13 protein-coding genes are annotated in these 13181 nt (G+C 66.5%); 4 read left to right on the top strand and 9 right to left on the bottom strand.

Annotated elements, in window-relative coordinates; genetic code table 11:
- The first annotated feature begins 115 nt into the window (after positions 1–115).
- Positions 116–877, top strand: a complete 762-nt coding sequence (locus tag P2G62_RS05240) for an ion transporter (protein WP_275733825.1) — start codon at positions 116–118, stop codon at positions 875–877.
- A 13-nt stretch (positions 878–890) separates the two neighbouring features.
- On the opposite strand, the gene rimO is transcribed toward P2G62_RS05240, so the two are convergent.
- The 3 genes from rimO to P2G62_RS05225 are packed head-to-tail and all read right to left on the bottom strand — an operon-like array spanning position 891 to position 3575.
- A complete protein-coding gene (rimO, locus tag P2G62_RS05235) occupies positions 891–2285 on the bottom strand; it encodes a 30S ribosomal protein S12 methylthiotransferase RimO (protein WP_275733824.1) in 1395 nt (464 codons plus the stop codon).
- A 54-nt stretch (positions 2286–2339) separates the two neighbouring features.
- Entirely contained in the window at positions 2340–2912 is a 573-nt protein-coding gene (locus P2G62_RS05230) for a hypothetical protein (protein WP_275733823.1), read from the bottom strand.
- 21 nt (positions 2913–2933) lie between these two features.
- The gene (locus P2G62_RS05225; RefSeq protein ID WP_275733822.1) at positions 2934–3575 is read right to left on the bottom strand and encodes a GcrA family cell cycle regulator; all 642 of its coding nucleotides are present in this window, start codon (positions 3573–3575) and stop codon (positions 2934–2936) included.
- A 336-nt stretch (positions 3576–3911) separates the two neighbouring features.
- Between P2G62_RS05225 and P2G62_RS05220 the strand changes: the two genes are divergently transcribed.
- Both P2G62_RS05220 and argF read left to right on the top strand, forming a co-directional pair.
- Positions 3912–5090: an aspartate aminotransferase family protein gene (locus tag P2G62_RS05220; protein ID WP_275733821.1), complete on the top strand. Its 1179-nt coding sequence runs from the start codon at positions 3912–3914 to the stop codon at positions 5088–5090.
- 66 nt (positions 5091–5156) lie between these two features.
- Positions 5157–6083, top strand: a complete 927-nt coding sequence (gene argF, locus P2G62_RS05215; protein ID WP_275733820.1) for an ornithine carbamoyltransferase — start codon at positions 5157–5159, stop codon at positions 6081–6083.
- 291 nt (positions 6084–6374) lie between these two features.
- Here the strand turns inward: argF and hrpB are convergent, their stop codons facing one another.
- Together hrpB and P2G62_RS05205 are read right to left on the bottom strand one after the other, a co-directional pair.
- Positions 6375–8831 carry an ATP-dependent helicase HrpB gene (gene hrpB, locus P2G62_RS05210; protein WP_275733819.1) on the bottom strand — a complete coding sequence of 819 codons (2457 nt, stop codon included), beginning with the start codon at positions 8829–8831 and terminating at the stop codon, positions 6375–6377.
- A 6-nt stretch (positions 8832–8837) separates the two neighbouring features.
- Positions 8838–9578, bottom strand: coding sequence for a DUF3108 domain-containing protein (locus P2G62_RS05205; RefSeq protein WP_275733818.1), 741 nt, complete (start codon positions 9576–9578; stop codon positions 8838–8840).
- Positions 9579–9700: 122 nt separating this feature from the next.
- Here P2G62_RS05205 and meaB point away from each other — a divergent pair, with 122 nt between their 5' ends.
- Entirely contained in the window at positions 9701–10690 is a 990-nt protein-coding gene (gene meaB / locus P2G62_RS05200) for a methylmalonyl Co-A mutase-associated GTPase MeaB (protein WP_275733817.1), read from the top strand.
- Between the two features lie 284 nt (positions 10691–10974).
- On the opposite strand, the gene P2G62_RS05195 is transcribed toward meaB, so the two are convergent.
- The 4 genes from P2G62_RS05195 to P2G62_RS05180 all read right to left on the bottom strand — a co-directional run bounded on the left by P2G62_RS05195 (position 10975) and on the right by P2G62_RS05180 (position 13175).
- The gene (locus P2G62_RS05195) at positions 10975–11502 is read right to left on the bottom strand and encodes a copper chaperone PCu(A)C (protein ID WP_275733816.1); all 528 of its coding nucleotides are present in this window, start codon (positions 11500–11502) and stop codon (positions 10975–10977) included.
- 38 nt (positions 11503–11540) lie between these two features.
- A complete protein-coding gene (locus P2G62_RS05190; RefSeq protein WP_275733814.1) occupies positions 11541–11891 on the bottom strand; it encodes a hypothetical protein in 351 nt (116 codons plus the stop codon).
- Between the two features lie 150 nt (positions 11892–12041).
- Positions 12042–12329: a 50S ribosomal protein L28 gene (rpmB, locus tag P2G62_RS05185; protein ID WP_275733813.1), complete on the bottom strand. Its 288-nt coding sequence runs from the start codon at positions 12327–12329 to the stop codon at positions 12042–12044.
- Positions 12330–12485: 156 nt separating this feature from the next.
- Complete coding sequence (locus P2G62_RS05180) at positions 12486–13175, bottom strand: NAD-dependent deacylase (protein WP_275733812.1); 690 nt, start codon at positions 13173–13175, stop codon at positions 12486–12488.
- Between the last annotated feature and the right edge of the window lie 6 nt (positions 13176–13181).

Here is a 13181-nt window from a genome sequence, read left to right as displayed (position 1 = left end):
AGATCGTCGAAAGATAGCGTCTCGCGCCACTCATATGCCCCCGAATGACGCAAATTGCAAGGGTGAGCTTGGCCGGAGCCTGGAAAAGCGGTAAATCGAACAAAAAGGGTTCGTGATGTTACAGCGGCTGCGGCATTTTTACGAAGGCGACAGCAGGGACGCGCAGATTTTTCGTTATGCGATCCTGGTTTTCGATCTGATGACGATCGGATTCGTCATCGTGACCTCGTTTTTCGCGCGCCACGACTGGATCGAGGTGGTCGATGCGCTGATCGGTCTGGTGATCGTGGCCGATTTCACCGCCCGCTTCGCCATAGCCGGGCGCAAGCTGAAGTTCTGGACCCGTCCGGCCACGCTGGCCGATGTGGTGGCGATGGTGTCGTTTCTGGCGCCGATCACGGGCGAAAGTTTTGGCTTCCTGCGGATATTGCGCACGCTGCGGCTGTTGCACACCTATCAACTGATGGCCCGGCTGCGGCAGGATTTCACGCTGTTTCGCAAGCATGAAGAGATCATACTGGCGGCGATCAATCTGGGCGTGTTCCTGTTCATCATGACCGGGCTGATCTATGCCACGCAATACGGCCATAATGCCGACATCCGCAATTATGCCGACGCGCTCTATTTCACGGTGACGACACTGACGACCACCGGCTTTGGCGACATCACGCTGCAGGGCACGACCGGGCGGCTGTTGTCGGTCGCTGTAATGATCTTTGGGGTGACGCTGTTTTTGCGGCTGGCGCAGGTGCTGTTTCGCCCCACCAAGGTGCGCTACGAATGCCCCAAATGCGGGCTGAGCCTGCATGACGCCGACGCGGTGCATTGCAAGCACTGCGGCGAGGTGGTGCATATCGACACCGAGGGGCTGTATTAAGCCCCTGCGGCGGTCAGACGATGCGGCCCCAAAGATCGTATTCGCTGGCCTCTTCGACCTCGACGGTCAGCATGTCGCCCGGCGCCAGCCCCTCGAACCCTTCGTCGATGAACAGGTTGCCGTCGATTTCGGGCGCATCGGCGCGGGTGCGGCAGGTGGCGCCCTGATCGTCGACCTCGTCCACGATCACCTGTTGCAGGCTGCCGACCTTGGCCGCAAGCTTCGCCTCGGAAATCGCCTGCGCCTTTTCCATGAACCGGTCCCAGCGTTCCTGCTTCAGTTCGGCGGGCACATGGTCGGGCAGGTCGTTGCTGCGCGCGCCGGCCACGTTTTCATACTGGAAGCAGCCGACGCGATCGAGCTGCGCCTCGTCCATCCAGTCCAGCAGGGTCTGGAACTCGGCCTCGGTCTCGCCGGGATAGCCCACGATGAAGGTCGAGCGCAGCACGATGTCCGGGCAGGCCGCGCGCCAGGCCGCGATTTCGTCCAGCGTCTTTGCCGCCGCCGCAGGCCGCGCCATGCGCTTGAGCGTATCGGGGTGGGCGTGCTGGAACGGGATGTCCAGGTAAGGCAGGATCAGCCCGTCGGCCATCAGCGGGATCAGATCGCGCACATGCGGGTAGGGGTAGACGTAATGCAGCCGCACCCAGGCGTCGGTGCCCTGCGCCAGCTTGCCCATCTCGCGCGCGAGGTCCGTGATATGGGCGCGCACCTCGCCGCCCTTCCAGGGGCTCAGGTCATGCTTGCGGTCGACGCCGTAAGCCGAGGTATCCTGCGAAATCACCAGCAGTTCGCGCACGCCGGCATCCAGCAGCTTTTCCGCCTCGCGCAGCACGGCATGGGCCGGACGGCTGACAAGTTTGCCGCGCATGTCGGGGATGATGCAGAACTTGCAGTGGTGATTGCAGCCTTCGGAAATCTTCAGATAGCTGAAGTGGCGGGGCGTCAGCTTGACCCCGGTCGCGGGCATCAGGTCGATGAACGGATCGGGCGCGGGCGGCACCGCGCCATGCACCGCGTCCAGCACCTGTTCGTATTGGTGCGGGCCGGTGACGGCCAGAACCTTGGGGTGGACCCCGGTGATGAATTCGGGTTCGGCGCCCAGACAGCCGGTCACGATGACCCGGCCGTTTTCCTGCAAGGCCTCGCCGATCGCCTCCAGACTTTCGGCCTTGGCGCTGTCCAGAAAGCCGCAGGTGTTCACGATCACCGCATCGGCGCCGGTGTAATCGGGGCTGATCGCGTAGCCTTCGGCGCGCAGCCGCGTCAAGATCCGCTCGCTGTCGACCAGCGCCTTGGGGCAGCCCAGACTGACCATGCCGATGGTCGGCTGGCCGGGGCGCGGCGCATCATCAAAGCGCGCCTTGGGCGCGAGATCGGGGCGGAGGGAGGGCGGATTCTGGCTCATGGGGCGCATATACACTGCGGGCAGGCGGCGGGGAAGGTGGGGAATCGAGGCCGCCTAGTTCAGATCCAGCCACAGCTGCCCGTTGCGAAAGCCGCCGCGGATCAGGTGCCCGGGGTTGTTTATCTCGGGATAGGTCTCGATCCAGTCGCGGTAGCGGTCATTGGTGACGATCCGCGCGTTCAGATCGCGCGCTGCGGTCAGGATCATCGGATCGGCGGGCGTGCCCCGGGGCACCACCATCACCCGGTCCTTCGGCAGGCCAAGTTGCCGGCCCAAGGCACCGTCATGCAAATATTGCCCGGCCAGCTTATAGCCTGCATTCGCATCGAACATCACGCCGGGGCTGAACCCCAGCTCCCGCAGATGCGCCAGCACTGCGCGCAGCGTGCCCAGATCCGCCGTGCCGTCTTTCCAGTGCATCACGTTGGAGCCATCGACCACGATCCAGCGTTTGCTTTTGCCGGGCTTGCCCCCCGACGGGCCGCGCAGCCATTCGCGCAGCAGCAAGAACAGGCTGGCCAGCGCCGCGGGGCCGGCCAGAAGGATCAGGTCGGCCGATGCGGGCCAGACCAAGGCACCGCCCAGACCGAGCAGTGAAATCACCAGCAGGATCAGCGGCGTGCGCATGGATCAGCGGGCAGGCGGTGCTTACCGGCGCCGGTCGCGCCGCGCGCTCATCGGCTGGAAGGCCACGCCGACATGGGCCTCGCAATAGGGTTTGCCGGGCTGGCTCGGCAGGCCGCAGAACCAGAAATGTTCGGTCGCGGGGTCGCCGATCGGCCATTTGCAGGTGCGCTCGGTCAGTTCCATCAGGCTGATCTTGCGGGCGCGTTTCTCCACCTCGCCGACCTTGGCCAACGCCTCGGGGCTGATTTCATTGGCCGAGGGCTGCGGCGGCAGCGGCTGGCCCGCGGGGATGATCTGCTTGCGCAGCGCAGGCGCGGCCGGGGTTGCGGGCGCCGGCGCAGGTTCGGGGCGCGGCGCGGCGCTGGCGGCGGGGGCCGCAGGCGCTGCGGCGGCCGGTTGCGGCGCGGGTTTCGGGGCCGGGGCGGGTTCCGGCTCGACGCGCGTGGCGGTGGTGGTGGCAGGTTGCGGCGCGGCGGCCGCGGGTTCGGGCCGCTCGGCCGGGGCGTCGCCGCCGGTGGCCCGGTTCGACAGGCCCAGACGATGCACCTTGCCGATCACCGCATTGCGGGTCACCCCGCCCAGTTCCTTGGCGATCTGGCTGGCGGACTGGCCCTCAGACCACATCTTTTTCAAAGTCTCGACGCGTTCATCGGTCCAGGACATGGGCCATCCTTCCACTAAGCGCCGCGGTGCCCCGCGCGCAGGTTCTGCTTGCCCCTATTCTAATCGGGACGGGCCGAGATACAAGCTCCGCCCCCTGATTTCAAGCGCTGACGCAAGAAGGCTTTGACAGAAAACCGCGCCCGGGCTAAAGCGCGGGCATGATCACCCGGACCGCCCTTATTGCCCGTCCCCGACGTCGCCGCACCCTGCGCTGACGACCGATCACCCGTGGCTTCGTGCCACATCCTGCCAAAACCCCCGCGTCACACCGCCCAAAACCGTTGACAGCCCTCTGGGCCTGTTGCACCCCTTGGCCTTCCCTATTGGAGACATGCGATGATCGCTTCCATTCTGCCGACCTACAACCGCGCCCCTCTCGCCTTCGTCAAAGGCGCAGGCTCCTGGCTCGAGACGGCGGATGGCAGCCGATACCTGGACATGGGCGCGGGCATCGCGGTGAACGCCCTGGGCCACGCCAACCCCGAGCTGACCGCGGCGCTGACCGAACAGGCCGGCAAGCTGTGGCATGTCTCGAACCTGTATCAGATCCCTGAACAGCAAAAGCTGGCCGATCTGCTGGTCGAACATACCTTCGCCGATACCGTTTTCTTCACCAACTCGGGCACCGAGGCCTGCGAGCTGGCGGTGAAGATGGCGCGCAAATACTGGTATGACAAAGGCGAGGACCGGACCGAGATCGTCACCTTCGAAGGCGCCTTCCATGGCCGGTCTTCGGCGGCGATCGCCGCGGCCGGGTCGGAAAAGATGGTCAAGGGCTTCGGCCCGCTGCTGCCGGGCTTCACCCATGTGAAATGGGCCGATCACGAAGGCCTGCGCGCCGCGGTGACCGACAAGACCGCCGCGGTCCTGATCGAGCCGGTGCAGGGCGAAGGCGGTATCCGCCCGGTGCCCGACCAATGCCTGAAGGGGCTGCGCGATCTGTGCGACGAAACCGGCGCGCTTTTGATCTTCGACGAGGTGCAATGCGGCGTGGGCCGCACCGGCAAGCTGTTCGCGCATGAATGGGCGGGTGTCACCCCCGACATCATGATGGTGGCCAAGGGCATCGGCGGCGGCTTCCCGATCGGTGCCGTGCTGGCGACCGAGGACGCGGCCTCGGGCATGGTCGCGGGCACCCATGGCTCGACCTATGGCGGCAACCCGCTGGGCTGTGCTGTGGGCGCCAAGGTGATGGAAATCGTCGCCGACCCCGCCTTCCTGGACGCGGTGAACGCCAAGGCGGGCTTCCTGCGGCAAAAGCTCGAAGGTCTGGTCGCCGCCCATCCCGATGTGTTCGAGTCGGTGCGCGGCCAGGGGCTGATGCTGGGGCTGAAATGCAAGATCGCCCCCGCCGATGTGGTCAAGGCCGCCTATGCGCAGAACCTGCTGACCGTGCCCGCCGCCGACAATGTGCTGCGCCTTCTGCCCGCGCTGAACATTTCCGAGGCTGACATGGCCGAGGCTGTCACCCGCCTCGATGCCGCCGCCACGCAGCTTGAAAACGCCAAGGCCTGAGTTTCCCGGGCAAAAATATTCCGGGGATCAGGGCACGCCCCTGACCCGGATACGAAAGACAAACCGATGAACCATTTTCTCGACATCCATAAAACCAGCCCCGAAGCCCTGCGCGGCATGATCGACAACGCCCGCGCGATGAAAGACGCGCGCGCCGGTCGCCCCAAGGGTGCGCTGGATGACGACCAGCCGCTCAAGGGGCACATGGTTGCGCTGATTTTCGAAAAACCCTCGACCCGGACGCGGGTGTCCTTTGATGTGGGCGTGCGGCAGATGGGCGGGCAGACGATGGTGCTGTCGGGCTCCGACATGCAACTGGGCCATGGCGAGACGATTGCCGACACGGCCCGGGTGCTGTCGCGCTATGTCGATCTGATCATGATCCGCACCTTCGAGGAAGAAACCCTGCTGGAGATGGCCGAACACGCCACCGTGCCGGTGATCAACGGGCTGACCAACCGCACCCATCCCTGCCAGATCATGGCCGATGTGATGACCTATGAAGAACACCGCGGCCCGATCGCCGGCAAGAAGGTGGTCTGGTCGGGCGACGGCAACAATGTCTGCGCCAGCTTCCTGCATGCCGCCGGACAGTTCGGGTTCGATCTGACCTTCACCGGCCCGCCGACGCTCGACCCCGAGCGGGAGTGGATCGAATTTGCGCGCTCCAAGGGCGTGAAAGCCGAGATCGAGCGTGACCCGTTCAAGGCCGTGCAGGGCGCCGATCTGGTGGTCACCGATACCTGGGTCAGCATGCATGACCCGGAATCCGCCAAGGAACGCCGCCACAACCAGCTGCGCGGCTATCAGGTGAACGAGGCGCTGATGGCCGAGGCGAACCCCGATGCGCTGTTCATGCACTGCCTGCCCGCGCATCGCAATGACGAGGCGACAAGCGCGGTGATGGATGGCCCGCATTCGGTGATCTTCGACGAGGCCGAAAACCGCCTGCACGCGCAGAAGGCGGTGATGCGCTGGTGTCTGGGCAAGTAAGCCTGGGCCGCCGTGGGGAAGGGGGCGCTCGCGCCCCCTCTGGCCTGCGGCCATTCACCCCCTGAGGATATTTTTGCCAGAAAGAATGGCAAGGGGGGGCAAACAGACGCCCGGCTCGGGCCGCAGAGGGGCGGATAAGCCGGGCGCCTGTGACGGGGACGGGAGGACGCGTCCACGCCTGCACCTGGCCTCCAGACTGACATCTTCTGGTTAACAGAAGCTTTCCATCTTTCTGTCTGGCTGAAATATCCCGGGGGTGAGGCCCGTTCGGGCCGAGGGGGCAGCGCCCCCTTATGTGCCGCGGGGCTTGGCGCGGGTCGTGGGGTCGGCCTCGCGCGGGTTTTCCGGCCAGGGGTGGCGCGGGTAGCGGCCGCGCATTTCCTTGCGCACCTCGGCATAGCTTCCATCCCAGAAGCCCGGCAGATCCATCGTCACCTGGATCGGCTTCATCCCGGGGCTGAGCAGGCTGATCCGCAGCGGGTGGCGTTTGGGGCCTACGGTCGGGTGCGTGGTCACGCCATACATCTCGGGCAGCTTGACCTCGATCGCCGGGGCCTCGCCGTCATAATCAATCGGCACGCGGCGGCCCAGCGGGGTTTCGAAATGGCTGGGCGCCAGACGGTCAAGCAGGCTCATCTGCTCCCAGTCGAGTTGCGCGCGCAGCGCCTCGGTCAGGTCCATGCCGCGCAGATCGGCCTCGCTCCGCTTGCCGCGCAGGAAGGGCAGCAGGGCCTCGCCCGCCAATAGGGCCGCATCCGACAGGTCGGGCAGATCGGCGCCATCGGCGCGCAGGATGTCGACGCGGGCCCGGAACCGGCGCGCAGCGGGGGTGAGCGTCAGGCCGATCTGGCGCAGCCCGTCGAGCGCGCCACGAGCCAGTGCCTCGGGCGGGGCATCGGGCCAGTGCCGGTCGTCCAGCACCAGCGCGCCAAAGCGTTCCTGCCGGCGCGCCACCACGCGGCCCTCGCGCCGCGACCATTCGCAGACATCGACCCAGCCGATCTGATCGCCATAAAGCGCGCGCAATTCCGCATCGGCCAGCGCGATGCCCTGCCGCACCCGCGCCTCGCGCGGGTCGCCATCCAGATCACTCGCCACGATCAGCCGCGATTTGCCCAGCGGGTCGGCGGCATCCACCACCGCGCCCTTGCCGCCCGACAGCACATAGCGCGCGTCATCCCCCTTGCGGCGCAGCCCGATCCGGTCGGGATAGGCCAGCGCGGCCATTTCGGCCAGGCTGAAGCGGCGCGCGGCGGGCTGCACCATCCGCGCCAGGCGCTTGGCTTCGGTGCGGATGCGCTCGACCGTGCTGCGATGCACGGCGTGCGGATGCTCGGCTTCATAGCGGCCCGGGTTGGCCACAGCGGCGATGCGCAGCCCCAGATCGGCGGGCGCGCCGCGGATCGGGTCGCGTTCGGCCAGGGTGGCGGCCAGGGTCGCGGCCTCGGGGCCTGCGGTGACCAGCATGTGCCCCAGTCGCGGGTGCAGCGGCAGCGCGGCCAACGCTCGCCCATGGGCGGTGATCCGGCCCTGCGCATCCAGCGCGCCAAGCCCCGTCAGCAGTGCGCGCGCTTCTGCCAGTGCCGGCGCGGGGGGCGGCGTCAGAAAGGCCAGATCGGCCCCGTCCGACCCCCAGAGCGCCAGTTCCAGCGCCAGCCCGGCCAGATCGGCCACGGCGATTTCGGGCGGCGCAAAGGCGGGCAGCGCGCCCTCTTCGCCCTTGGTCCAGAGCCGGTAGCACAGGCCTTCGGCGACGCGCCCGGCGCGACCGCGGCGTTGTTCGGCCTCGGCCCGGCTGACCCGTTCGGTCACCAGCCGCGCCATGCCAGAGCCGGGATCGAAGCGCAGGCGCCGGGCGCGGCCGGCATCCACCACCACGCGAATATCCTGAATCGTCAGCGAGGTTTCGGCAATCGAGGTGGCCAGAACGATCTTGCGTCCGGCGGGGGCGGGGGCGATGGCGGCACGTTGCGCGGCGAAATCCATTGCACCGAACAGTGGACGGATCGCCACCCCGGGTGGCAGCCGTCCGCTGAGCAGGGCCTCGACCCGGCGGATCTCGCCTTCGCCGGGCAGGAACACCAAAACCCCGCCGCCAAGGCCGGTTTCGGCGCTTTCAAGAACGGCCTGTTCGATCAGAGCGGCCACGGCGGGTTCCAGCCGCATCCCCGCAGGGACAGGACGGGGCAGCCAGCGGGTTTCGACCGGATAGGCGCGCCCTTCCGAACGCACCACCGGCGCGTCCCCCAGCAGGGCGGCCACGGGTTCGGCATCGAGGGTGGCGGACATCACCAGGATCTGCAGATCCTCGCGCAGCGCGCCGCGCGCCTCCCATACCAGCGCCAGGCCCAGATCGGCGTTCAGGCTGCGTTCGTGGAATTCGTCGAAGATCACCAGTCCGATGCCGGTCAGTTCGGGGTCGGACTGGATCATCCGGGTCAGGATACCCTCGGTCACCACCTCGATCCGGGTTGCGCGCGAGGTTTTCGCCTCGCCCCGGATGCGGTAGCCGACGGTCTGCCCTACCGGCTCGCCCAGGGTTTCGGCCATCCGTTCGGCTGCGGCGCGGGCGGCCAGACGGCGCGGTTCGAGCATCACGATCCGCCCCGTCACCTGCCCCAGCAGCGCCAGCGGCACGCGCGTCGTCTTGCCCGCGCCGGGGGGCGCCATCAGCACGGCACGACCCGCCGCAGCCAGGGCGGTTTTCAGCGCGGGCAGCGCGTCATCTATGGGCAAGCGGTCGGTCACACCGCCTTATCGCCGTTTCAGCCGACCTTTTCCATAGATCGTGTCGGTCGAAATCTCGACCACGCGCAGGCGGCCATCGCCGGTGGGCGCATAGGTCAGAACGAAGGGGAAGCGCGTCTTTTCGGCCATGTCCTTTTCCGAGAACCCTTCGAGGCGGCGGTATTCGCCTGCGCATTTCACGCCCTCGCCCGCCGATTGCGGTGCGGCCAGCGCGACCTGCGAACGCCGCGCGCCGTCATACATCGTGACCTTGAGCTTGCAGGCTTCTTCACGCGGCACATCGCGCAACACCGCATAAAGCGCGGTCAGCGGGTCGATCGTGCCGCCTTGCTGGTCGGGGGCCACGTCGCGGTCGCGCGGGGTGCGCGGTGGGTTCCGGGTAACGGAAACCGGCTTGCCGTTCTTGTAGACAATGCCATGTTCGACCGTATTGCCCGAGCGCAGCGCGGTTTCTGCAAATTGCAGCGGCGTGAAAACCCCGTCCACATAGCCACCCGAAACGCGGGCATCATAGCGGATGGTTTTCAACGCGCCGACAAGACCTGCGGTCTTCATCACGCCGTTGGCACCGTAGGAATTGCCTTCGATCTTGCCGTCGATGGTCAGGCGCCCGGCGGTGATCCCCTTGAGCACCACGTCAAAGTCGATCCGGTCGGTCTGATCGGCGTGCAACGGCTGCGCAAGCGACAGCGCGGCAGCAAGGGCCAGTGGCAGGCTCCGGCGCAGGGTTTGGGTCAGCGAAACCATGTTACTCCTCACGAATTCTGCCTTCGCTCTGGACATACACTGCCGCGAGGGGGCAAGAAACCGAAACCGTTTCACGTTTTCTGACGGTTTCGTCAGAAGCCCCCGACCCGAAGGCCTTTTCGATGACCGCTCAGACGCCCGCCGCCGATCTTGCTCCGAAAATCCTGCAAGGCGACCGCCGCGCTTTGGCCCGGGCGATCACGCTGGTCGAATCCGGTCGGGCCGATCATCGCGCGCAGGCTGCGGCGCTGCTGGAGGCGCTGGCGCCCTGTGGCCGTCAGGCGTTGCGCATCGGTCTGTCGGGCACGCCGGGCGTCGGCAAGTCGACGTTCATCGAAAGTTTCGGGATGATGCTGACGGCGCAGGGGCTCAAGGTCGCGGTGCTGGCGGTCGATCCCAGTTCGGCGCGCTCGGGTGGCTCGATCCTTGGTGACAAGACCCGGATGGAGCGGCTGTCGCGCGATCCGATGGCCTTCATCCGGCCGTCGCCCAGTCAGGCGCAGCTGGGCGGCGTGGCGCGCCGCACCCGCGAGGCCGTGTCGCTGTGCGAGGCCGCGGGCTTCGACGTGGTGCTGATCGAGACCGTGGGGGTGGGCCAGTCCGAAACGCTGGTGGCCGAGATGACCGATCTGTTCATCCTGCTGATGGCGCCCGCAGGCGGCGATGAACTGCAGGGCGTCAAACGCGGGATCATGGAAATGGCCGACATGATTCTGGTGAACAAGGCCGATGGCGATCTGAAGCCCGCGGCGATGCGCACGGTTTCGGATTATGCCGGCGCCTTGCGCCTGTTGCGCAAGCGCCCGCAGGACCCCGAAGGTTTTCCCAAGGCGCTGCCGGTGTCGGCGCTGGCCGAGGACGGGTTGGCGAAGGCCTGGGACGAGATGAGGACGCTGGCCGAATGGCGGCGCGAAAACAGTCATTTCGCACGACGCCGGGCCGAGCAGTCGCGCCATTGGTTCGAAACCGAGGTGCGCGAAGGGTTGCTGGCACGGTTGACCGCCGATGCGGCGGTGCGCGCGAAGTTGCAGGCGCTGGGCGATGCGGTGGCGGCGGGGCAGGCGGCCCCTGCGGCCGCGGCGGCCGAGATGCTGGCGGTGCTGAACGGCTGAGCCGCACGCGGGTTCATCCAAAATGACAAAGCCCCGGCCATCTGCCGGGGCTTTTGTTATCCGGGTCAGGTCTCTGTCCCCGCCGACCCGCAAGGGCATGTGGGCGGCAGGGACAGACCTTGACCTGCGGGCGGACCATCAGGGAGAGCGGCCACCCTCATTTCAAGACACCGCATCCAAGCTCGGGAAAACCTGATGGCGGTGGCCCACCCCGCGGCAAGGGACGCGTTACGGGGTGGGAGAGATTTCGAAGACGCGCAGTCGGGAAACCCGCGCGGCCCCGCTCAGTTGTTCGGCATATGCATCGGCATCGTGCCGTCCGGGGCGCCATGCATCATCTGCATTCCGCCCATCGGCATGTTCGCCATGCCTTGCCCGTCACGTTTCAGATCGACGGGCACGTCGACAGCCACATCGCCCGCATGTTCGAAATGCAGCACCAGGTGCAGCACGTCGCCATCGGCAACGGCGTCTTTCAGGCCAAGGAACATCACATGATCGCCGCCACGCTGCAGCGCGTGCGTGCCATGCATCGGGATCGAGAAACCCTCGGGCACTTCGACCATCTGCATCACCCCATTGCCATCGGAAATATGGGTGTGCAGCTCGGTCCGGTCCGCCACATCCGAGCTGACGCTCACCAGCCGGTCGGCCTGGGCGCCATGGTTTTCGATCACCATGAACGCCGCACCCGATTTCGACATCGTGGTAGAGACCCGTGCATAGGGATCGGTGATCACGATATCACCGGCCACTGCAGGGAGCGCAAACGCAACCGCAGTCGCGGCGAGAATCAATTTGAAGGGGGACATGCCGTCTCCTGTCTGGTCTGAAATCTGAAACGAAGGAATCAGACCAGGGCAGGCGGCCCGCGCGCCCGCGCGACCGGCGCGGACTGAGCGCTCAGGCGGACAGGCTCCGGCGTCTCGATCCGCTCCACCCGTCCTTCGGGACGCGTGACGACAGGCGGAGGGGTATCGAGCGCGGCCATCAGGCCAAGCACCATGTCGGGGCACAAATGAACCGGGCCAACGGGGTTGCCGTTCGCATCTACCGAGATCGTTGTCACCCCGTAGCCGGTGCAGATCACGACCTCTCCGGCCACACGCGTCTGTCCCCGGGCAACGGCCATGGTCAGGCTCGTCGCCGCAAGGATTGCCGCCAGAACAACGGCGGCCACGATGCGAAGGTTCCGGTTCATGCCGCAAATCTAGCGCGGCGATTCGGGTCGCGCCAGTACTTAGGTCAAGTCGGGCGGGGTGCAGCGAGAAATAATTCGGCGCGTCGAAACGGGCGCCAGATATGCAAAAGCCCCGCAAAAGCGGGGCCTTTTCATCAGCTTGCGCTAGAATCAGGCGGCAGCCTGAGCCTTGGCGATCGCTTTTTTGATTTTCAGCGCCGAAGCCGACAGCTCTTCGTCCTTGGCTTTCGCCAAGAAGGCGTCGAGCCCGCCACGGTGGTCGACCGAGCGCAGGCCAGCGGCCGAAATACGCAGTTTGAACGACTGACCCAGCACGTCCGAGATCAGGGTCACTTCGTTCAGGTTCGGCAGGAAGCGGCGACGCGACTTGTTGTTCGCGTGGCTCACGTTGTTGCCCGTCATCGGGCCTTTGCCGGTCAGTTCGCAGACGCGCGACATGGCATCAATCCTTCGTTTCCTCGGGGCGTGATCGCCCGTCTTTCCTAACACCAACGGGCGCCGTCAAGCAGCGCCCGGAAATCCGTTTGCGGGGGATAGGGGCAAACGGGCCCTTCGTCAAGCGATTCATTGCGCCCTTGTGGCGGGTTTTGCGCCTCAGGCCAGCATCTCGCGCACCCAGGCGGGCACGATTTCCGTGGCCGGGCCGTGGCGGGCCGTGTCGAACCAGCGCGTGCCCGACGAACGCTCGAGGTTCAGTTCCAGCGTTTCGACACCGGCGCGCACCGCATCCTGCACGAAACCCGCCGCCGGATAGACATTGCCCGAGGTGCCGATGGACACAAACAGGTCGGCCGCGCGCAGGGCGGTCCAAATCTCTTCCATCCGATAGGGCATTTCGCCGAACCAGACGATGTCGGGGCGCGTCGCAGGCACGCCGCAGGACGGGCAGGAATCGGTTCGGTGCATCACGGCAGGGGCGGGCCAGCGGTGCCCGCACGCCGCGCAGAGTGCCCCGTTCAATGTGCCGTGCATGTGGATGACGTGGCGCGAACCGCCCCGTTCGTGCAGATCATCGACGTTTTGCGTGACCACCAGCACCTCGTGGCGGCCGTCCGCTTCCAGATCGGCCAGGGCGCAATGGGCGGCATTGGGTTCGGCGGCGGTGACGGCGGCCCGGCGCGCGTTGTAGAAACGGTGCACCAGATCGGGGTCGGCGGCAAAGCCCTCGGGCGTGGCCACATCTTCGACCCTGTGTTCCTCCCACAGCCCGTCCTCGGCGCGGAAGGTGCGAATCCCGCTTTCCGCAGAAATCCCCGCGCCGGTCAGTATCACGATCTTGGCCATCGCCGC

Source organism: Paenirhodobacter sp. CAU 1674 (assembly GCF_029222945.1).
Taxonomy (GTDB): Bacteria; Pseudomonadota; Alphaproteobacteria; order Rhodobacterales; family Rhodobacteraceae; genus Rhodobacter.
Note: the sequence above shows the minus strand (reverse complement) of the source record. Positions and strands in the feature narration are given on the sequence as shown.